This window comes from Escherichia sp. 94.0001, assembly GCF_013369155.2.
In the GTDB taxonomy this organism is placed as follows: Bacteria; Pseudomonadota; Gammaproteobacteria; order Enterobacterales; family Enterobacteriaceae; genus Escherichia; species Escherichia coli_F.
The window spans coordinates 1-21759 of record NZ_JABWMS020000073.1 but is presented as its reverse complement, the minus strand read 5'-3'; the positions used below and the strand labels follow the sequence as shown (position 1 = coordinate 21759).

Here is a 21759-nt window from a genome sequence, read left to right as displayed (position 1 = left end):
GATGCCGCAGGCGCATTCACCGCTGCACACGGCACTAACGCCACCAACAAAATCAGCAACGTACAAGCTGGCATAGTCTCCTCTGACAGCACTGACGCCATAAATGGCTCACAACTTTACGGTTTGGCTGATTCATTCACGTCCTATCTGGGTGGTGGTGCTGATATTAGCGATACAGGTGTATTAACCGGGCCAACCTATAGTATTGGCGGCACTGACTACACTAACGTCGGGGATGCTCTGGCTGCGATTAACACTTCATTTAGTGATTCTCTCGGTGATGCTCTGCTCTGGGATACAACCGCAGGCAAATTCAGCGCCAAACACGGCATTAATAATGATCCCAGTGTAATCACTGATATTGCAAACGGTGCAGTCTCGTCCACCAGTAGCGACGCTATTAACGGTTCACAGCTTTATGGCGTTAGTGACTACATTGCCGATGCTCTGGGCGGGAACGCTGTGGTGAATGCGGATGGCAGTATCACCGCACCGACTTATGCCATCGCTGGCGGCAGTTACAGCAACGTTGGTGACGCACTGGAAGCGATCGATACCACGCTGGATGACGCCCTGCTCTGGGATGCAACAGCCAATGACGGTGCTGGTGCATTCAGCGCCGGTCGTGGGGTAGATAACACTGCCAGTAAGATTACTAACGTCGCAAATGGTGCAATCTCTGCCACCAGCAGCGACGCGATTAACGGCTCACAACTCTATACCACTAACAAATATATCGCTGATGCTCTGGGCGGTGATGCAGAAGTTAACGCTGACGGTACTATCACTGCGCCGACTTACACCATTGCGAATGCCGAGTACAACAATGTCGGTGAAGCTCTGGATGCGCTTGATGAGAACGCGCTGCTGTGGGATGCGACCGCCAATAACGGCGAAGGGGCTTACAACGCCAGTCATGACGGCAAGGCCAGCATTATCACAAACGTTGCTGATGGTAACATTGGTGAAGGTAGCACCGATGCTATCAACGGTTCTCAGCTGTTTAACACCAATATGCTGATCCAGCAGAACAGCGAAGTCATCAATCAGCTTGCCGGTAACACCAGTGAAACCTACATCGAAGAAAATGGTGCAGGTATTAACTATGTGCGTACCAATGACACCGGTTTAACCTTCACCGATGCCAGCGCAGCAGGCATTGGCTCTACCGCTGTGGGTTATAACTCTGTTGCCAAAGGCGATAGCAGCGTGGCCATGGGTTATAACTCTTTTGCCGAAGGCCATAGTAGCGTGGCCATCGGTCAGGACAGTTACAGCAACGTTGATACAGGTATCGCTCTTGGTAGCAGTTCCGTTTCCAGCCGTGTAATAGTTAAAGGTTCTCGTGACACCAGCGTATCGGAAGAAGGTGTTGTGATTGGTTATGACACAACTGACGGTGAACTGCTTGGCGCATTGTCGATCGGTGACGATGGTAAATATCGTCAAATCATCAACGTAGCCGATGGTTCCGAAGCCCATGATGCCGTTACGGTTCGCCAGTTGCAGAATGCCATTGGTGCAGTAGCCACCACGCCGACCAAATACTATCACGCCAACTCAACGGCTGAAGACTCACTGGCAGTCGGTGAAGACTCGCTGGCAATGGGCGCAAAAACCATCGTTAATGGTAATGCAGGTATTGGTATCGGCCTGAACACTTTAGTTCTGGCAGATGCGATTAACGGTATTGCTATCGGTAGCAACGCGCGTGCAAACCATGCAAACAGCATTGCAATGGGGAATGGTTCTCAAACTACCCGTGGCGCACAAACTGGCTACACTGCCTACAACATGGATGCACCGCAGAACTCTGTGGGTGAATTCTCCGTAGGTAGCGAAGACGGTCAACGTCAGATCACCAACGTCGCGGCTGGTTCGGCGGATACCGATGCGGTCAACGTGGGTCAATTGAAAGTAACGGATGCGCAGGTTTCCCAGAATACCCAGAGCATTACTAACCTGAACAATCAGGTGACGAATCTGGATACTCGCGTGACCAATATCGAGAACGGTATTGGCGATATCGTGACCACAGGTAGCACCAAGTACTTCAAGACCAACACCGATGGCGTAGATGCTAACGCCCAGGGTAAAGACAGTGTGGCGATTGGTTCTGGATCCATTGCTGCCGCTGACAACAGCGTCGCTCTGGGTACAGGCTCCGTGGCCAACGAAGAAAACACAATCTCTGTGGGTTCTTCTACCAACCAGCGCCGTATCACCAACGTTGCTGCCGGTGTTAATGCCACCGATGCGGTTAACGTTTCGCAACTGAAGTCTTCCGAAGCAGGTGGCGTTCGCTACGACACCAAAGCTGATGGCTCTATCGACTACAGCAACATTACTCTCGGTGGCGGCAATGGCGGTACGACTCGCATCAGCAACGTTTCTGCGGGCGTGAACAACAACGACGCAGTGAACTATGCACAGTTGAAGCAAAGTGTGCAGGAAACGAAGCAATACACCGATCAGCGCATGGTTGAAATGGATAACAAACTGTCCAAAACCGAAAGCAAGTTGAGCGGTGGTATCGCTTCCGCAATGGCAATGACCGGTCTGCCGCAGGCTTACACGCCGGGAGCCAGCATGGCCTCTATTGGTGGTGGTACTTACAACGGCGAATCGGCTGTTGCTTTAGGTGTGTCGATGGTGAGCGCCAATGGTCGTTGGGTCTACAAATTACAAGGTAGTACCAATAGCCAGGGTGAATACTCCGCCGCACTCGGTGCCGGTATTCAGTGGTAATGATCCATTAATGAATGGGTAAACGCCAAATTGCGTGATGCGCTACGCTTATCAGACCTACGGGATGATTCAGCACATTCCTGTAGGACGGATAAGGCGTTCACGCCGCATCCGGCAAGATAAGGCGCACCAGATCAACAATCTGAGGGCAATTCTCTGATGAGAATTGCCCTTTTCTTTACAGACATCTCCCTCACTCCAAATTGGCCCTACCAATTCTTCGCTTATCTGACCTCTGGTTCACAGTTCCCCAATTAAAACTCACATCAATGTTGCCAATACATAACATTTAGTTAACTATTCATTGTCATTATCCCTACACAACACAATTGGCAGTGCCACTTTTACACAACGTGTGACACGGAGATGAGCAACAGACTCATTACGCGGCGTGTGTGGACTGCAGGAGACCTGCAATGAATCTCTGGCAACAAAACTATGATCCCGCCGGGAATATCTGGCTTTCCAGCCTGATAGCATCGCTTCCCATCCTGTTTTTCTTCTTTGCGCTGATTAAGCTCAAACTGAAAGGATACGTCGCCGCCTCGTGGACGGTGGCAATCGCCCTTGCCGTGGCTTTGCTGTTCTATAAAATGCCGGTCGCTAACGCGCTGGCCTCGGTGGTTTATGGCTTCTTCTACGGTTTGTGGCCCATCGCGTGGATCATTATTGCAGCGGTGTTCGTCTATAAGATCTCGGTGAAAACCGGGCAGTTTGACATCATCCGCTCGTCTATTCTTTCGATAACCCCTGACCAGCGCCTGCAAATGCTGATCGTCGGTTTCTGTTTCGGCGCGTTCCTCGAAGGAGCCGCAGGATTTGGCGCACCGGTAGCAATTACCGCTGCATTGCTGGTCGGCCTGGGCTTTAAACCGCTGTACGCCGCCGGGCTGTGCCTGATTGTTAACACCGCGCCAGTGGCATTTGGTGCGATGGGTATTCCGATTCTGGTCGCCGGGCAGGTAACAGGCATCGACAGCTTTGAGATTGGCCAGATGGTGGGGCGTCAGCTACCGTTTATGACCATTATCGTGCTGTTCTGGATTATGGCGATTATGGACGGCTGGCGCGGTATCAAAGAAACCTGGCCTGCGGTCGTGGTTGCGGGCGGCTCGTTTGCCATCGCTCAATACCTCAGCTCTAACTTCATTGGGCCGGAACTGCCAGACATTATCTCTTCGCTGGTATCGCTGCTCTGCCTGACACTGTTCCTCAAACGCTGGCAGCCGGTGCGCGTATTCCGTTTTGGTGATTTGGGGGCGTCACAGGTTGATATGACGCTGGCCCACACCGGTTACACCGCGGGTCAGGTATTACGTGCCTGGACACCGTTCCTGTTCCTGACTGCTACCGTAACACTGTGGAGTATCCCGCCGTTTAAAGCCCTGTTCGCATCGGGTGGCGCGCTGTATGAGTGGGTGATCAATATTCCGGTGCCGTACCTCGATAAACTGGTTGCCCGTATGCCGCCAGTGGTCAGCGAAGCGACAGCGTATGCCGCCGTGTTTAAGTTCGACTGGTTCTCTGCCACCGGTACCGCCATTCTTTTTGCTGCCCTGCTCTCAATTGTCTGGCTGAAGATGAAACCATCTGACGCTATCAGCACCTTCGGCAGCACGCTGAAAGAACTGGCTCTGCCTATCTACTCCATCGGTATGGTGCTGGCATTCGCCTTTATTTCGAACTATTCCGGACTGTCATCAACACTGGCGCTGGCACTGGCGCATACCGGTCATGCATTCACCTTCTTCTCGCCGTTCCTCGGCTGGCTTGGGGTATTCCTGACCGGGTCGGATACGTCATCTAATGCTTTGTTTGCCGCTTTGCAGGCTACCGCCGCACAACAAATTGGCGTTTCTGACCTGTTGCTGGTTGCTGCCAACACCACCGGTGGTGTCACCGGCAAAATGATCTCGCCGCAATCTATCGCTATCGCCTGTGCGGCGGTTGGCCTGGTGGGCAAAGAGTCTGATTTGTTCCGCTTTACTGTCAAACACAGCCTGATCTTCACCTGTATGGTGGGCGTGATCACCACGCTTCAGGCTTATGTCTTAACGTGGATGATTCCTTAATGATTGTTTTACCCAGACGCCTGTCAGACGAGGTTGCCGATCGTGTGCGGGCGCTGATTGATGAAAAAAACCTGGAGGCGGGCATGAAATTGCCCGCTGAACGTCAACTGGCAATGCAACTCGGTGTGTCGCGAAATTCACTGCGCGAGGCGCTGGCGAAACTGGTGAGCGAAGGTGTGTTGCTCAGTCGACGCGGCGGCGGGACGTTTATTCGCTGGCGTCATGACACATGGTCGGAGCAAAACATCGTCCAGCCGTTGAAAACGCTGATGGCCGATGATCCGGATTACAGTTTCGATATTCTGGAAGCCCGCTACGCCATAGAAGCCAGCACCGCGTGGCATGCAGCAATGCGCGCCACGCCTGGCGAAAAAGAGAAAATTCAGCTTTGCTTTGAAGCAACACTCAGCGAAGACCCGGATCTCGCCTCACAAGCGGACGTTCGTTTTCATCTGGCGATTGCCGAAGCCTCACATAACATTGTGTTGCTGCAAACCATGCGTGGTTTCTTCGATGTCTTGCAATCCTCAGTGAAGCATAGCCGTCAGCGGATGTATCTGGTGCCCCCGGTTTTTTCACAGCTGACCGAACAACATCAGGCAGTCATTGACGCCATTTTTGCCGGTGATGCTGACGGGGCGCGTAAAGCAATGATGGCGCACCTTAGCTTTGTTCACACCACCATGAAACGATTCGATGAAGATCAAGCTCGCCATGCACGCATTACCCGCCTGCCTGGTGACCATAATGAGCATTCGAGGGAGAAAAACGCATGATTATTTCCGCAGCCAGCGATTATCGCGCCGCAGCACAACGCATTCTGCCGCCATTCCTGTTCCACTATATGGATGGGGGGGCATATTCTGAATACACCCTGCGCCGCAACGTGGAAGATTTGTCAGAGGTGGCGCTGCGCCAGCGAATTCTGAAAAACATGTCCGACTTAAGCCTGGAAACGACGCTGTTTAATGAGAAATTGTCGATGCCGGTGGCGCTAGGTCCGGTAGGTTTGTGTGGCATGTATGCGCGACGCGGCGAAGTTCAGGCCGCAAAAGCGGCGGATGCACATGGCATTCCGTTTACTCTCTCGACCGTTTCTGTTTGCCCAATTGAAGAAGTCGCCCCCGCCATCAAGCGTCCGATGTGGTTCCAGTTATATGTGCTGCGCGATCGCGGCTTTATGCGTAACGCGCTGGAGCGTGCAAAAGCGGCAGGCTGTTCAACTCTGGTCTTCACTGTGGATATGCCAACGCCTGGTGCGCGTTACCGTGATGCGCACTCTGGAATGAGCGGCCCGAACGCGGCAATGCGCCGCTACTTGCAGGCGGTAACGCATCCGCAATGGGCGTGGGATGTGGGCCTGAATGGTCGTCCGCATGATCTCGGTAATATCTCGGCTTATCTCGGCAAACCGACCGGACTGGAAGATTACATCGGCTGGCTAGGGAATAACTTCGATCCTTCTATCTCATGGAAAGACCTTGAGTGGATCCGCGATTTCTGGGATGGCCCGATGGTGATCAAAGGGATCCTCGACCCAGAAGATGCGCGTGATGCGGTACGTTTTGGCGCAGATGGCATTGTGGTTTCTAACCACGGTGGCCGCCAGCTGGACGGTGTACTCTCTTCTGCCCGTGCGTTGCCTGCTATTGCAGATGCGGTGAAAGGTGATATCGCCATTCTGGCAGATAGCGGCATTCGTAACGGGCTTGATGTCGTGCGTATGATTGCACTCGGTGCCGATACTGTACTGCTGGGTCGTGCTTTCCTGTATGCGCTGGCAACGGCGGGCCAGGCGGGCGTGGCAAATCTGCTGAATCTGATCGAAAAAGAGATGAAAGTGGCAATGACACTGACTGGCGCAAAATCGATCAGTGAAATTACGCAAGATTCGCTGGTGCAGGGGCTGGGTAAAGAGTTGCCTGCGGCGCTGGCTCCGATGGCGAAAGGGAATGCGGCTTAAGAGTTAGATGAATATCTGCTATCCTGCCCCCGCACTAAGGGGGCAGTATGCTAAACATCGTACTTTACGAACCAGAAATTCCGCCAAATACTGGCAACATCATCCGTCTTTGCGCTAATACCGGCTTTCGTCTGCATATCATCGAACCGATGGGCTTTGCCTGGGACGACAAGCGCCTGCGCCGCGCAGGACTGGACTACCACGAATTTACCGCCGTTACGCGTCATCATAACTATGCTGCGTTCCTGGAAGCAGAAAATCCCCAGCGTCTGTTTGCCCTCACCACGAAAGGCACGCCCGCACACAGCGCCGTAAGTTATCAGGATGGCGACTATCTGATGTTTGGCCCGGAAACACGCGGCCTGCCCGCGAGTATTCTCGATGCCCTGCCCGCTGAACAAAAAATTCGCATTCCAATGGTGCCGGACAGCCGCAGCATGAACCTGTCCAATGCGGTGTCGGTCGTGGTGTATGAAGCCTGGCGGCAGTTGGGGTATCCGGGAGCGGTGCTGAGAGATTAGTTACTGTATGCCGGATAGATGATTACATCGCATCCGGCACAATAACAGGACGTCAGATCCCATCCCCATATTCAAACGTATGGTTAATGCCGTTGAAATGCTGATCCATATCCATTGATGGCTTATCGCTGTCTGGTTTACCGACAATGCGTGCCGGAACGCCAGCGGCGGTGGTATGTGGCGGTACCGGTTGCAGCACCACGGAACCTGCGCCAATCTTCGCACCGCGACCAACTTCAATATTACCGAGAATTTTCGCACCTGCGCCAATCATCACGCCTTCACGAATTTTCGGGTGACGGTCGCCGCCAGATTTTCCCGTACCGCCAAGGGTAACGGATTGCAGAATCGACACATCGTTTTCAATCACCGCCGTTTCACCCACAACGATGCCCGTCGCGTGGTCAAGCATGATACCGCGACCAATTTTTGCTGCCGGGTGAATATCCACCTGGAACGTCACAGAGACCTGGTTTTGCAGAAAAATAGCCAGCGCGCGACGGCCCTGATTCCACAGCCAGTGACCGATGCGATAGGCCTGCAAGGCATGAAAACCTTTCAGATATAACAATGGGGTTGAGTATTTATCGACTGCCGGGTCGCGGGTACGCACTGCCTGAATATCACAGGCCGCAGAAGCAATCATTTCCGGGTCGGCGGCGTAGGCTTCTTCCACCACTTCGCGGATAGCAATGGCAGGCATAATTGGCGATGACAGCTTGTTCGCCAGCATGTAGCTCAGTGCACTGCCCAGGTTTTCGTGCTTGAGTAGCGTCGCGTGGTAAAAACTGGCCAGCATTGGCTCACAGTCCGCCAGCGTTCTGGCTTCAGCTTTAATATTGTTCCAGACAATTTCCAGTTCTTCACACGACATTGCTTACTCCACACGATGAGATAATGACCGGCCCGTTCTGCGCGGGCCGGGTCATAGCGGTAACAAAGGTTCCCTGGTTTTAGTGGCTACTGCGCTCGTCCTTGCGTGCACGACCTAATAACGTCAATGCTGCCTCGCGCGCGTTTTTTCCGCAATATAATACTTGATAAATTTCCTCGGTTATTGGCATTTCAACGCCGAAGCGATGTGCCAGTTCGCGGACTTCTTTCGTATTGCGGTAGCCTTCAACCACCTGACCAATCTTCTCCTGCGCGCTTTGTACATCCATGCCCTGACCGAGCATCATGCCAAAACGGCGGTTACGCGACTGGTTGTCGGTACAGGTAAGTACCAGATCACCCAGCCCCGCCATGCCCATAAAGGTGGCAGGATCGGCCCCCAGCGCCGCGCCAAGACGCGACATTTCAGCCAGACCTCGGGTGATCAGCGCCGTACGCGCATTCGCACCAAAACCGATACCGTCGGACATCCCCGCGCCAATGGCAATGACGTTTTTCACCGCGCCGCCAAGTTGCACGCCAATGAAATCCGGGTTGCTGTAAACGCGGAAACTTTTACCACAGTGCAGCAACTGCTGAAGATCATCAGCAAAGGTTTGGTCGGTAGAGGCCAACGAAATAGCCGTCGGTAAACCTGCCGCCAGTTCTTTCGCAAACGTTGGGCCAGAGATAACCGCCAGCGGAATTTGATCGCCTAACGCCTCACGCGCCACGTCCTGTAACAAACGTCCGGTTTCCGCTTCCAGACCTTTGGTCGCCCACACCAGACGCGCATCAGGGCGCATCAGCGGTTTAATCTGGCGCAGCACTTCACCAAAGACATGGCTTGGCACGACGACAAGAATATTACGGCTGGCTGCCAGTGCGGTAGCGAGATCGCTTTCAAGATGGAGCGTATCGGGAAAAGGCACATCGGGGAGAAACGCGGCGTTACAGCGGTCGCGTTCAAGCGTCGCGATATGTTCAGGGTCATGGCCCCAGAGAACAACCTCGTGGCCATTTCTTGCCAGGGTGATGGCAAGAGCAGTGCCGTACGAGCCGGCACCGATCACAGTCATTGAAGCATTACGTTGGTTCATCAGGCATCCTGATGTTCTTCAGTACCTTCGCCAGCCTGCTGCTGCAAATAGTTCATGAACAGCGCATCGAAGTTAACCGGCGCAAGGTTCAGTTGCGGGAATGTACCGCGGGATACCATGCTGGTGATGCACTCACGAGCATACGGGAACAGAATGTTCGGGCAGTACGCGCCCAGGCAATGTGCCATCTGGGTGCCTTCGATACCCGCGATGGAGAAAATACCGCCCTGCTGAACTTCGCACAGGAACGCAGTTTCTTCGCCCAGGGATGCCGTTACGGTAACACGCAGTACCACTTCGTAAACGTCATCTGCCAGTTGAGAAGATGCCGTATCAAGATCAAGTTTAACTTCTGGTTGCCAATCTTTCTGGAAAACGTGCGGCGCGTTCGGCGCTTCGAAAGAAATATCCTTGGTATAAATACGCTGGATCTGGAAAGTCATTTCAGTGTTGTTTTGTTCTGACATGTGTAGAAAACCCTTAAGTGTTGTCCTTCAATACTGCGCAATGTAATGCCAACGTTCACACGTTATTTCAGCAGGGGATCCAGTCCACCACGTGCATCCAATGCATACAAGTCATCACAGCCGCCAATGTGCTGTGCGTCAATAAAAATCTGGGGAACCGTGGTGCGACCGCTGCGTTTGATCATCTCTTCACGCTTAGCGGCGTTGCCATCGATCGGCAACTCCTGAAAACTCACACCCTTGCTGCTCAGCAGTGCTTTCGCACGATGGCAATACGGGCAGGTTTCTTTGGTATAGATTTCAACATTGGCCATAAATTAGCTCCTGTTTTTTTACCCTGAAATTTCATGTTGCAGGGCGGCAGCAAAATGGAGTGTCCCCAGAAGCTTATAACAATAAGTCTCAGGGGGCCTAATTGCAGCTAACGGCCTGCATCATGAAAGACGACAGGTAAATTATTTGCCGCGCACCAGAGGCAAGTTCTCGCCAGCCCAGCCAGCGACGCCCTCTTTCAGCACGAATACTTGCGCAAAACCTGCTTTCGTCAGCGCGTTTGCAGGCTCCTGGCACTGCATGCCAGAACCGTCTACCACGATAACCGGCTTGTCTTTGTGCTTCTCAAGCTCACCAACATTATTGGCTTTGATTTCGCTCGGCAACAGATTGATAGAACCTGCGATATGGCCTTTACGGAAGTCATCACGCTGACGTAAATCCACAACCACAGCGTCTTCTTTGTTGATCAGACGTGTAGCTTCACCACGAGTAATCACCTTCACTTTCGAGGTCAGGCTCTTAAACGTAGTCACAAGAACCGCCACCAGTAACGCGATCCAGGCGATACTCAGTATGGGATGACGGCCAACAAATTGCATAATTTCTTGCATGGGGGGTAACAACTCCCGACGTAGTGATTAAAAAAACCAGGAAAGGAGTATACCTGCGCGGTGCGGCAAATACAGCCAGCGCGTTAACTGGAATGCAATTTTGCGGGGTGCTACGAAAAAAAAGCGTAAATCTGGCATCGGCTTGCCGCGAGCGGTCGTATATTTTGATCTTCAGAGGCTATTTTATCGATTCAGCTGTAGTAAAATTACGCAAATTTTGACTCTTGAGTATGAGGTTGTCGCAATGTCGGTTTCTAAAAAACCTATGGTACTGGTGATTCTGGATGGCTATGGCTATCGCGAAGAACAGCAGGATAACGCCATTTTTAGTGCTAAAACCCCGGTAATGGATGCACTGTGGGCCAATCGTCCGCATACCCTGATCGACGCTTCCGGTCTGGAAGTCGGTCTGCCTGACCGTCAGATGGGTAACTCCGAAGTAGGCCACGTTAACCTGGGTGCCGGCCGCATCGTGTATCAGGACCTGACTCGTCTGGACGTTGAAATCAAAGATCGCGCTTTCTTCGCTAATCCGGTGCTGACTGGTGCGGTAGATAAAGCGAAAAACGCAGGCAAAGCAGTACACATTATGGGTCTGCTCTCCGCAGGTGGTGTACACAGCCACGAAGATCACATCATGGCGATGGTAGAACTGGCAGCGGAACGCGGCGCAGAAAAAATCTACCTGCACGCATTCCTTGACGGTCGCGACACCCCGCCGCGCAGTGCTGAATCCTCGCTGAAAAAATTCGAAGAGAAATTTGCCGCGCTGGGCAAAGGCCGCGTAGCGTCCATCATTGGTCGTTACTACGCAATGGACCGCGACAATCGTTGGGATCGCGTTGAAAAAGCGTATGACCTGCTGACGCTGGCGCAGGGCGAATTCCAGGCCGACACCGCTGTTGCCGGTTTGCAGGCTGCTTATGCTCGCGACGAAAACGACGAATTCGTGAAAGCGACCGTTATCCGTGCTGAAGGCCAGCCAGACGCGGCAATGGAAGACGGCGATGCGCTGATTTTCATGAACTTCCGTGCTGACCGCGCGCGTGAAATCACTCGTGCTTTCGTGAACGCTGATTTCGACGGCTTCGCGCGTAAGAAAGTGGTTAACATCGATTTCGTGATGCTGACCGAATACGCCGCTGATATCAAAACTGCGGTTGCTTACCCGCCAGCTTCTCTGGTTAACACCTTCGGCGAGTGGATGGCGAAAAACGACAAAACTCAACTGCGTATTTCCGAAACCGAAAAATATGCTCACGTCACTTTCTTCTTTAACGGTGGTGTAGAAGAGTCGTTCAAAGGCGAAGACCGCATTCTGATCAACTCGCCGAAAGTGGCAACTTACGACCTGCAGCCAGAAATGAGCTCCGCAGAGCTGACCGAAAAACTGGTTGCGGCCATCAAGAGCGGCAAATACGACACTATCATCTGTAACTATCCTAACGGCGACATGGTAGGTCACACCGGGGTGATGGAAGCAGCGGTTAAAGCCGTTGAAGCGCTGGATCACTGCGTGGATGAAGTTGCGAAAGCGGTTGAGTCTGTAGGTGGACAACTGCTGATCACCGCTGACCACGGTAACGCTGAACAGATGCGCGATCCGGCAACGGGTCAGGCGCACACAGCGCACACCAACCTGCCTGTTCCGCTGATTTACGTTGGCGATAAGAACGTGAAAGCGGTTGAAGGCGGCAAACTTTCTGACATCGCGCCGACCATGTTGTCGCTGATGGGTATGGAAATCCCGCAAGAGATGACTGGTAAGCCGCTGTTCATCGTGGAATAATCCCTCCCCATGAGGGGAAAGGCGATTAATACCATGACACGGGCCGTGAAACCGCGCAGGTTTGCAATCAGGCCCATCATCTACGCCAGCGTTCTTAGCGCTGGCGTATTGTTGTGCGCCTTTTCCGCCCACGCGGATGATCGCGACCAACTCAAATCTATTCAGGCCGATATTGCCGCGAAAGAGCGCGCGGTACGCCAAAAGCAACAACAACGCGCAAGCCTGCTCGCACAATTGAAAAAGCAGGAAGAAGCGATCTCTGAAGCCACTCGCAAGCTGCGCGAAACGCAAAACACGCTCAATCAACTAAATAAACAGATTGATGAGATGAACGCGTCGATTGCCAAACTGGAGCAGCAAAAAGCCGCTCAGGAACGCAGCCTCGCCGCACAACTGGATGCCGCATTCCGTCAGGGCGAGCATACTGGTATTCAGCTGATTCTTAGCGGTGAAGAAAGCCAGCGTGGTCAGCGTTTACAGGCTTATTTCGGTTATCTCAACCAGGCGCGACAAGAAACCATTGCTCAGTTGAAACAAACGCGTGAAGAAGTCGCTATGCAACGCGCCGAGCTGGAAGAGAAACAGAGCGAGCAGCAAACGCTGTTATATGAGCAGCGCGCCCAACAGGCGAAGCTGACCCAGGCGCTGAACGAGCGTAAAAAGACGCTGGCTGGGCTAGAGTCTTCCATCCAGCAAGGTCAACAACAGTTGAGCGAGCTGCGCGCCAACGAATCTCGTCTACGTAACAGCATTGCCCGTGCGGAAGCGGCAGCGAAAGCGCGTGCTGAACGTGAGGCGCGCGAAGCCCAGGCGGTTCGCGACCGTCAGAAAGAAGCGACGCGCAAAGGCACCACCTACAAACCGACCGAAAGCGAAAAATCGCTGATGTCCCGAACTGGTGGCCTGGGCGCGCCGCGTGGTCAGGCATTCTGGCCAGTTCGTGGGCCGACGCTGCATCGCTATGGCGAGCAGCTACAGGGTGAATTACGCTGGAAAGGAATGGTTATCGGTGCCTCTGAAGGTACTGAAGTTAAAGCGATTGCCGACGGTCGGGTGATTCTGGCTGACTGGCTGCAAGGCTACGGTCTGGTGGTGGTGGTTGAGCATGGTAAAGGCGACATGAGTCTTTACGGCTATAATCAGAGCGCACTGGTGAGCGTTGGTTCGCAGGTTCGCGCGGGCCAGCCAATTGCACTGGTGGGCAGCAGTGGCGGTCAGGGTCGGCCTTCACTCTATTTCGAAATTCGCCGCCAGGGTCAGGCGGTCAATCCACAGCCGTGGTTGGGAAGATAAGTTTTGTTTCCATTTCGTCGTAACGTTCTTGCATTTGCCGCTCTGTTGGCGCTCTCCTCCCCTGTACTTGCTGGCAAACTTGCCATCGTCATTGATGATTTTGGGTATCGCCCGCACAACGAAAACCAGGTGCTGGCGATGCCCTCCGCTATCTCCGTCGCTGTATTACCCGATTCACCGCACGCCAGAGAGATGGCGACCAAAGCGCATAACAGCGGTCACGAAGTGTTGATTCATCTGCCAATGGCACCGTTGAGTAAACAGCCGCTGGAGAAAAATACGCTGCGCCCGGAGATGAGCAGCGACGAAATTGAGCGCATTATTCGTAGTGCGGTCAATAACGTGCCCTATGCCGTGGGGATCAACAACCACATGGGTAGCAAGATGACCTCTAACCTGTTTGGTATGCAGAAAGTGATGCAGGCACTGGAGCGTTACAATCTTTACTTCCTCGACAGCGTAACCATCGGTAATACCCAGGCGATGCGCGCCGCGCAAGGCACTGGCGTGAAGGTTATTAAACGGAAGGTGTTCCTCGACGATTCACAGAACGAAGCAGACATCCGTGTGCAGTTTAATCGTGCAATTGACCTGGCGCGTCGCAACGGTTCGACCATTGCCATTGGGCATCCTCACCCTTCAACGGTACGCGTGTTGCAACAGATGGTTTATAACCTGCCGCCAGACATTACGCTGGTGAAAGCCAGCAGCTTGCTGAATGAACCGCAGGTTGATACTTCTACACCGCCGAAAAACGCTGTGCCTGATGCACCGCATAATCCGTTCCGTGGCGTGAAACTGTGTAAACCGAAGAAACCGCTGGAACCGGTTTATGCTAATCGCTTCTTTGAAGTATTAAGCGAAAGCATCAGCCAGAGCACGCTGATCGTTTACTTCCAGCATCAGTGGCAAGGCTGGGGCAAGCAGCCCGAAGCGGCAAAACTTAACGCTAGCGCAAATTAAAGGCGCTACGCGTAATGCGATGGTGCGACCGCGTTTTGTCGCGCCATTGCCATAAGCGGAAAGACCACAGTAACGCCTGATAACCCACCTTTATGCTGCGTACATTGGAAATCAGGCGCTTATACATACCGGAAGTAAATATCTCAGCAATCATCCGTTGGCGGGTAATAATATCTGGCTCTTTACGTACCGCATGGCAAACACGTAATGCTTCGTAAGTTATTTGTTGATGAAATTCCGGGTAAATCACTATTCTGTCTGCGTAATCGCGATTTAACTTTTCCAACAGTCGGGTAATCTTAATATAGTGGCGTTGATAATTAAGGTTTTTATTTCCCTGTCTATTCAATCGGCTCACTGACGTATTATGCAAATAATATTTATATAACGATTGCTCGGTATATCGCACGCGTTGCGCGTTAAACATAAATTCTGTTGTCCAGACAATATCCTGATGATGTAATCCGGCAATAAATTTAATGTTATTTTTAACAATGACATCACGACGATAAACCCCCATCCAGACAACGTGAGTCCAACGGCGGGAAGAAAGCCCCATTCGCAGCCAGTCCGGGCCGGTTAATACGCCGGTTGAGCGAAGGCGATCGGTGGGGATGGATTGCCAGGTTTCTCCCGTTTCACGAAAACACCAGTCAGCGTTGCACTGCGCCACGTCGAGGTCGTCCTCTAACGCCATGGTCATCAGCGTTTCGTACATAGTGGGATAGACCTCATCGTCAGCATCGACAAAAGCGACATATTTGCCCGTCGCTGCCTCGATCCCACGATTACGCGCTACCGATGCGCCAGCATTCGCCTGATGCAACAAACGAACATGCGGATAGTTTTCCGCGTAATGCTTTGCTATTTCAACAGAATTATCCGTTGAACCATCGTTAATAATAATGATTTCCAGAGCAGTCCAGGTTTGCGTAATTAAAGATTCCATACAAGTGCGGAAATCATCACCCGCATTATATAACGGAATAATAACACTAAGTTTATTGGTGCTGTTCATCATAAATTACCGACGACCTCTGAAGTTATCCTGACGTTTTACAGGCTTTGTATTAAGAAACTATTAAGCCTGTGAGATATTATTTTTACAGGTGAGAGAGTCACTTCAGGGTAGAGAGATAATGAGAGCAGCTATATAAGAGATCAGCGCAATTACGATATCTTTATTACACTGACAGGATTTTACATATTTAACGGATTATCCTCAGGAAAAAGGGCTGGTATTTTGGATTTTCAGATTGTAGACCAAGTGCGCTTTGTTTATGCCGGATGCGGCGTAAACGCCTTATCCGGCCTACCAAATTGTGCAGATTTAATATTTTGCAGGAACCGCGTAGGCATGATAAGCGTAGCGCATCAGGCAATTTTGTGTTTGCCATCAGCTTCAAGGGCTGGTATTCCAGCCCTTGTTCGTGTTAATCCCAGCTCAGAATAACTTTCCCGGACTGGCCCGAACGCATAGCGTCAAAGCCCTTCTGGAAATCATCGATAGAGAAACGATGGGTAATGATCGGCGAGAGATCGAGGCCAGACTGAATCAGCGCCGCCATCTTGTACCAGGTTTCAAACATCTCACGACCGTAAATACCTTTAATGAACAAGCCTTTAAAGATCACTTTGGTCCAGTCGATAGACATATCAGACGGCGGAATACCCAGCATCGCAATGCGACCGCCGTGGTTCATGGTGTCGAGCATGGTACGAAACGCTGGCGGCGCACCGGACATTTCCAGACCGACATCAAAGCCTTCGGTCATGCCCAGTTCTGCCATCACATCATTGAGGTTCTCTTTAGCGACGTTAACCGCACGGGTGATACCCATTTTACGCGCCAGCTCAAGGCGGTATTCATTAACATCCGTGATCACCACATTACGTGCACCGACGTGTTTCGCCACCGCCGCGGCCATGATGCCAATTGGGCCTGCACCAGAAACCAGAACATCTTCGCCGACCAGATCAAACGATAGCGCCGTATGCACCGCATTACCGAACGGGTCGAAAATTGCGGCTAAGTCATCGGAGATATTGTCGGGGATTTTGAAGGCGTTGAATGCCGGGATCACCAGATATTCGGCGAAGCAGCCCGGGCGATTAACACCAACGCCTATCGTGTTGCGGCACAAATGGGTACGGCCACCACGACAGTTGCGGCAATGACCACAAGTGATATGGCCTTCGCCAGAAACGCGATCGCCGATCTTGAAGCCTTTCACTTCCTGACCGATGCCAACTACCTCACCGACATATTCATGGCCTACAACCATCGGTACTGGGATGGTTTTTTGCGACCACTCATCCCAGTTATAGATGTGAACGTCAGTCCCGCAGATGGCTGTTTTACGGATTTTAATCAGCAGATCGTTATGTCCGAGTTCCGGTTCAGGAACGTCGGTCATCCAGATGCCCTCTTCCGCTTTCAGTTTGGATAACGCTTTCATCTCACATCCTCACTCAGGCGATTACGCCCAGTTGTTTACCAATACGCGTGAACGCTTCTACCGCACGCGTAATTTGCTCAGGGGTATGCGCCGCAGACATCTGGGTACGGATACGCGCCTGACCTTTCGGAACGACCGGATAGAAGAAACCGGTGACGTAAATACCCTCTTTCTGCAGCTCACGGGCAAATTTCTGCGCCACTACTGCATCGCCAAGCATGACCGGAATAATGGCGTGATCGGCTCCCGCCAGGGTAAAGCCCGCCGCCGACATTTGCTCACGGAACTGACGCGCGTTCGCCCACAGACGGTCACGCAGTTCGCTGCCCGCTTCGACCATCTCCAGCACTTTGATAGACGCTGCAACAATTGCTGGCGCCAGCGAGTTGGAGAACAAATATGGCCGAGAACGCTGGCGCAGCCACTCAACCACTTCTTTGCGCGCCGCCGTGTAGCCACCAGAAGCGCCACCCAGCGCTTTACCGAGCGTGCCGGTGATAATATCGACTCGGCCCATCACATCGCAGTATTCATGGGAGCCACGACCGTTTTCACCGACAAAACCGACCGCGTGAGAGTCATCCACCATCACCAGCGCATCGTATTTATCGGCGAGATCGCAAACACCTTTCAGGTTGGCAATCACGCCGTCCATTGAGAACACACCATCGGTGGCAATCAGCACATGACGCGCACCGGCTTCACGCGCTTCTTTCAGACGAGCTTCAAGCTCCTGCATATCGTTGTTGGCATAGCGATAGCGTTTAGCTTTACACAGACGCACACCATCAATAATAGACGCGTGGTTCAGTGCGTCGGAGATAATGGCGTCTTCCGCGCCCAACAGCGTTTCGAACAGGCCACCGTTAGCATCAAAGCAGGAAGAGTAGAGAATCGCATCTTCCATCCCCAGGAAGGCCGCCAGTTTTTGTTCAAGCTCTTTATGGCTGTCCTGAGTGCCGCAAATAAAACGCACCGAAGCCATGCCGAAACCGTGAGAATCCATTCCCGCCTTTGCCGCCGCAATCAGATCCGGATGATTCGCCAGTCCGAGATAGTTATTGGCACAAAAGTTAATGACGTGGCTTCCATCAGCCACCGTGATGTCTGCTTGCTGTGCAGACGTAATAATGCGCTCTTCTTTAAACAACCCTTCCGCCCTTGCGGTTTCCAGATCGTTGGTTAACTGCTGATAAAATTCTCCACGCATTGCGATTCTCCAGACAGGGCAAATTCCAGCACATATTACCCAAACTTATAGGTTGCGACGAGATGACGCGTTAACACTTCTGCAAAATTCAGGATAAATAACGTCCATCAATCTCACTTTTGGCGAATGGCTGAAGCGAACGCCGTGTAGTGATATGATAGAAGCATTCGTGTCTGAGATTGTCTCTGACTCCATAATTCGAAGGTTACAGTTATGATCATCGTTACCGGCGGCGCGGGCTTTATCGGCAGCAACATCGTTAAGGCCCTGAATGATAAAGGCATCACCGATATTCTGGTGGTGGACAACCTGAAAGACGGCACCAAGTTTGTGAACCTGGTGGATCTGAATATCGCGGACTATATGGATAAGGAAGACTTCCTGATCCAGATTATGGCTGGCGAAGAGTTCGGCGATGTCGAAGCGATTTTCCACGAAGGCGCGTGCTCTTCCACCACCGAGTGGGACGGCAAGTATATGATGGATAACAACTATCAATACTCCAAAGAGCTGCTGCACTACTGCCTGGAGCGAGAAATCCCGTTCCTGTACGCTTCTTCCGCAGCCACTTACGGCGGACGCACCTCCGACTTTATTGAATCCCGTGAATACGAAAAACCGCTGAACGTCTACGGTTATTCGAAGTTCCTGTTTGATGAATATGTTCGCCAAATCCTGCCAGAAGCAAACTCACAGATTGTTGGCTTCCGCTATTTCAACGTTTATGGGCCGCGTGAAGGCCATAAAGGCAGCATGGCGAGCGTCGCTTTCCATCTCAACACCCAGCTCAACAACGGTGAATCGCCGAAACTGTTCGAAGGTAGCGAGAACTTCAAACGTGACTTCGTCTATGTGGGCGACGTGGCTGATGTGAATCTGTGGTTCCTGGAAAATGGCGTTTCCGGCATCTTCAACCTCGGCACCGGTCGTGCAGAATCCTTCCAGGCAGTAGCAGATGCTACGCTTGCTTATCACAAGAAAGGCCAGATCGAATACATTCCGTTCCCGGATAAACTGAAAGGCCGCTATCAGGCGTTCACTCAGGCAGATCTGACGAATCTGCGCGCGGCGGGTTACGACAAACCGTTCAAAACCGTTGCTGAAGGTGTAACAGAATACATGGCCTGGCTGAATCGCGACGCATAAGAGCTCTGCATGAAAATACTGGTGATCGGCCCGTCTTGGGTTGGCGACATGATGATGTCGCAAAGTCTCTATCGCACGCTCCAGGCGCGCTATCCCCAGGCGATAATCGACGTGATGGCACCGGCATGGTGCCGTCCATTGTTATCGCGGATGCCGGAAGTTAACGAAGCTATCCCTATGCCTCTCGGTCACGGAGCGCTGGAAATCGGCGAGCGCCGCAAACTGGGTCATAGTCTGCGTGAAAAGCGCTACGACCGCGCCTACGTCTTACCCAACTCCTTCAAGTCCGCATTAGTGCCTTTCTTCGCGGGTATTCCTCATCGCACCGGCTGGCGCGGCGAGATGCGCTACGGTTTACTCAACGATGTACGCGTGCTCGATAAAGAAGCCTGGCCGCTAATGGTGGAACGCTATGTTGCGCTGGCCTATGACAAAGGCGTTATGCGCACAGCACAAGATCTGCCGCAGCCATTGTTATGGCCGCAGTTGCAGGTGAGCGAAGGTGAAAAATCATATACCTGTAATCAATTTTCGCTTTCATCAGAACGTCCGATGATTGGTTTTTGCCCGGGGGCGGAGTTTGGTCCGGCAAAACGCTGGCCACACTACCACTATGCGGAGCTGGCAAAGCAGCTGATTGATGAAGGTTATCAGGTGGTTCTGTTTGGCTCGGCGAAAGATCATGAAGCGGGCAATGAGATTCTTGCCGCTTTGAATACCGAGCAGCAGGCATGGTGCCGGAACCTGGCGGGGGAAACACAGCTTGATCAAGCGGTTATCCTGATTGCAGCCTGTAAAGCCATTGTCACTAACGATTCTGGCCTGATGCACGTTGCGGCGGCGCTCAATCGTCCGCTGGTTGCCCTGTATGGTCCGAGTAGCCCGGACTTCACACCGCCCCTATCCCATAAAGCGCGCGTGATCCGCCTGATTACCGGCTATCACAAAGTCCGTAAAGGTGACGCTGCGGAAGGTTATCACCAGAGCTTGATCGATATTACTCCCCAGCGCGTACTGGAAGAACTCAACGCGCTATTGTTACAAGAGGAAGCCTGACGGATGCGGGTTCTGATCGTTAAAACATCGTCGATGGGCGATGTTCTCCATACGTTGCCCGCACTCACTGATGCCCAGCAGGCAATCCCGGGGATTAAGTTTGACTGGGTGGTGGAAGAAGGGTTCGCACAAATTCCTTCCTGGCACGCCGCCGTTGAGCGAGTTATTCCTGTGGCAATACGTCGCTGGCGTAAAGCCTGGTTCTCGGCCCCCATAAAAGCTGAACGGAAAGCGTTTCGTGAAGCGCTACAAGCAGAGAACTATGACGCAATAATCGACGCTCAGGGGCTGGTAAAAAGCGCGGCGCTGGTGACGCGTCTGGCGCATGGCGTAAAGCATGGAATGGACTGGCAAACCGCTCGCGAACCCTTAGCCAGCCTGTTTTACAATCGTAAACATCATATTGCAAAACAGCAGCACGCCGTAGAACGCACCCGCGAACTGTTTGCCAAAAGTCTGGGCTATAGCAAACCGCAAACCCAGGGCGATTATGCTATCGCACAGCATTTCCTGACGAACCTGCCTACAGATGCTGGCGAATATGCCGTATTTCTTCATGCGACGACCCGTGATGATAAACACTGGCCAGAAGAACACTGGCGAGAATTGATTAGTTTACTGGCAGGTTCAGGGATTCGAATTAAACTACCGTGGGGTGCGCCGCATGAAGAAGAGCGGGCAAAAAGGCTGGCGGAAGGCTTTGATTATGTCGACATACTGCCGAAGATGACTCTGGAAGGCGTTGCCCATGTGCTAGCTGGGGCTAAATTTGTGGTATCTGTGGATACGGGATTAAGCCATTTAACTGCAGCGCTCGATAAACCTAATATCACAGTTTATGGGCCTACAGACCCGGGATTGATTGGCGGTTATGGGAAGAATCAGGTAGTTTGCATGGCACCGGGAAAAAGTTTAATTAATCTCAACGGTCAAGCAGTTTTGGAAAAACTATCATCATTATAAAGGTAAAACATGCCAACCTTCATTAAACTTCATTCATGGAAACCTTACACTCTGAAATCATCTATGATTTTAGAGGTAATAACTTATATATTATGTTTTCTTTCATTGATAATTGCATTCGTCGATAACACTTTCAGCATAAAGATATATAATATCACTGCTATAGTTTGCCTATTATCACTAATTTTACGTGGCAGACAAGGAAATTATAATATAAAAAACCTTATGCTTCCCCTTTCTATATTCTTT

General features: G+C 52.1%; 19 protein-coding genes and 1 pseudogene. 12 read left to right on the top strand and 8 right to left on the bottom strand.

All coding sequences use genetic code 11. The features are described from left to right. The 5 genes from HEN33_RS21460 to trmL all read left to right on the top strand — a co-directional run. Positions 1–2748: YadA family autotransporter adhesin (locus tag HEN33_RS21460; RefSeq protein WP_183083465.1), on the top strand; the 2748-nt coding region annotated here is incomplete at its 5' end. Positions 2749–3164: 416 nt separating this feature from the next. Next, the gene (gene lldP, locus HEN33_RS21455; RefSeq protein WP_001297977.1) at positions 3165–4820 is read left to right on the top strand and encodes an L-lactate permease; all 1656 of its coding nucleotides are present in this window, start codon (positions 3165–3167) and stop codon (positions 4818–4820) included. After that, positions 4820–5596 carry a transcriptional regulator LldR gene (lldR, locus tag HEN33_RS21450; RefSeq protein WP_001304974.1) on the top strand — a complete coding sequence of 259 codons (777 nt, stop codon included), beginning with the start codon at positions 4820–4822 and terminating at the stop codon, positions 5594–5596. Before lldP ends, lldR begins: the two co-directional genes overlap by 1 nt. Continuing rightward, positions 5593–6783, top strand: coding sequence for a quinone-dependent L-lactate dehydrogenase (gene lldD, locus HEN33_RS21445; protein WP_000586976.1), 1191 nt, complete (start codon positions 5593–5595; stop codon positions 6781–6783). Before lldR ends, lldD begins: the two co-directional genes overlap by 4 nt. A 47-nt stretch (positions 6784–6830) precedes the next feature. After that, positions 6831–7304: a tRNA (uridine(34)/cytosine(34)/5-carboxymethylaminomethyluridine(34)-2'-O)-methyltransferase TrmL gene (gene trmL / locus HEN33_RS21440; protein ID WP_000932361.1), complete on the top strand. Its 474-nt coding sequence runs from the start codon at positions 6831–6833 to the stop codon at positions 7302–7304. Between the two features lie 52 nt (positions 7305–7356). Here the strand turns inward: trmL and cysE are convergent, their stop codons facing one another. From cysE to HEN33_RS21415, 5 genes are all read right to left on the bottom strand, one after another. Then, positions 7357–8178: a serine O-acetyltransferase gene (gene cysE / locus HEN33_RS21435; RefSeq protein ID WP_001277561.1), complete on the bottom strand. Its 822-nt coding sequence runs from the start codon at positions 8176–8178 to the stop codon at positions 7357–7359. Positions 8179–8257: 79 nt separating this feature from the next. Further along, positions 8258–9277, bottom strand: coding sequence for an NAD(P)H-dependent glycerol-3-phosphate dehydrogenase (gpsA, locus tag HEN33_RS21430; protein WP_001076194.1), 1020 nt, complete (start codon positions 9275–9277; stop codon positions 8258–8260). Further along, entirely contained in the window at positions 9277–9744 is a 468-nt protein-coding gene (gene secB / locus HEN33_RS21425; protein WP_000003377.1) for a protein-export chaperone SecB, read from the bottom strand. Before secB ends, gpsA begins: the two co-directional genes overlap by 1 nt. A 62-nt stretch (positions 9745–9806) precedes the next feature. Next, positions 9807–10058 (bottom strand): glutaredoxin 3, encoded by a 252-nt coding sequence (grxC, locus tag HEN33_RS21420; protein WP_000024392.1) that lies wholly within the window; start codon positions 10056–10058, stop codon positions 9807–9809. Between the two features lie 141 nt (positions 10059–10199). After that, positions 10200–10631: a rhodanese-like domain-containing protein gene (locus HEN33_RS21415; RefSeq protein ID WP_001156181.1), complete on the bottom strand. Its 432-nt coding sequence runs from the start codon at positions 10629–10631 to the stop codon at positions 10200–10202. Positions 10632–10875: 244 nt separating this feature from the next. Between HEN33_RS21415 and gpmM the strand changes: the two genes are divergently transcribed. From gpmM to HEN33_RS21400, 3 genes are read left to right on the top strand one after another with little or no spacing between them, the layout of a single operon-like run. Further along, positions 10876–12420: a 2,3-bisphosphoglycerate-independent phosphoglycerate mutase gene (gene gpmM, locus HEN33_RS21410; protein WP_001353573.1), complete on the top strand. Its 1545-nt coding sequence runs from the start codon at positions 10876–10878 to the stop codon at positions 12418–12420. Between the two features lie 33 nt (positions 12421–12453). Further along, positions 12454–13713 (top strand): murein hydrolase activator EnvC, encoded by a 1260-nt coding sequence (gene envC / locus HEN33_RS21405; protein ID WP_230146813.1) that lies wholly within the window; start codon positions 12454–12456, stop codon positions 13711–13713. Positions 13714–13716: 3 nt separating this feature from the next. After that, positions 13717–14676: a divergent polysaccharide deacetylase family protein gene (locus tag HEN33_RS21400; protein ID WP_088542001.1), complete on the top strand. Its 960-nt coding sequence runs from the start codon at positions 13717–13719 to the stop codon at positions 14674–14676. Here HEN33_RS21400 and waaH read toward each other — a convergent pair. From waaH to kbl, 3 genes are all read right to left on the bottom strand, one after another. Further along, positions 14663–15697 (bottom strand): UDP-glucuronate:LPS(HepIII) glycosyltransferase, encoded by a 1035-nt coding sequence (waaH, locus tag HEN33_RS21395; protein WP_176263265.1) that lies wholly within the window; start codon positions 15695–15697, stop codon positions 14663–14665. The genes HEN33_RS21400 and waaH overlap by 14 nt on opposite strands. 412 nt (positions 15698–16109) lie before the next feature. Next, positions 16110–17135 (bottom strand): L-threonine 3-dehydrogenase, encoded by a 1026-nt coding sequence (gene tdh / locus HEN33_RS21390; RefSeq protein ID WP_032304045.1) that lies wholly within the window; start codon positions 17133–17135, stop codon positions 16110–16112. Between the two features lie 13 nt (positions 17136–17148). Beyond that, complete coding sequence (gene kbl, locus HEN33_RS21385) at positions 17149–18345, bottom strand: glycine C-acetyltransferase (RefSeq protein WP_001213834.1); 1197 nt, start codon at positions 18343–18345, stop codon at positions 17149–17151. A gap of 213 nt (positions 18346–18558) precedes the next feature. Here kbl and rfaD point away from each other — a divergent pair, with 213 nt between their 5' ends. The 4 genes and pseudogenes from rfaD to HEN33_RS21365 all read left to right on the top strand — a co-directional run. Further along, on the top strand, positions 18559–19491 hold the full coding sequence (rfaD, locus tag HEN33_RS21380; protein WP_000587764.1) for an ADP-glyceromanno-heptose 6-epimerase: 933 nt from the start codon (positions 18559–18561) through the stop codon (positions 19489–19491). A 9-nt stretch (positions 19492–19500) separates the two neighbouring features. Then, the gene (gene rfaF, locus HEN33_RS21375; RefSeq protein ID WP_000699243.1) at positions 19501–20547 is read left to right on the top strand and encodes an ADP-heptose--LPS heptosyltransferase RfaF; all 1047 of its coding nucleotides are present in this window, start codon (positions 19501–19503) and stop codon (positions 20545–20547) included. A 3-nt stretch (positions 20548–20550) separates the two neighbouring features. After that, the gene (gene rfaC / locus HEN33_RS21370) at positions 20551–21510 is read left to right on the top strand and encodes a lipopolysaccharide heptosyltransferase RfaC (RefSeq protein ID WP_176263266.1); all 960 of its coding nucleotides are present in this window, start codon (positions 20551–20553) and stop codon (positions 21508–21510) included. Between the two features lie 9 nt (positions 21511–21519). Beyond that, a pseudogene (locus HEN33_RS21365) lies at positions 21520–21759 on the top strand (O-antigen ligase family protein); the annotation flags it as partial.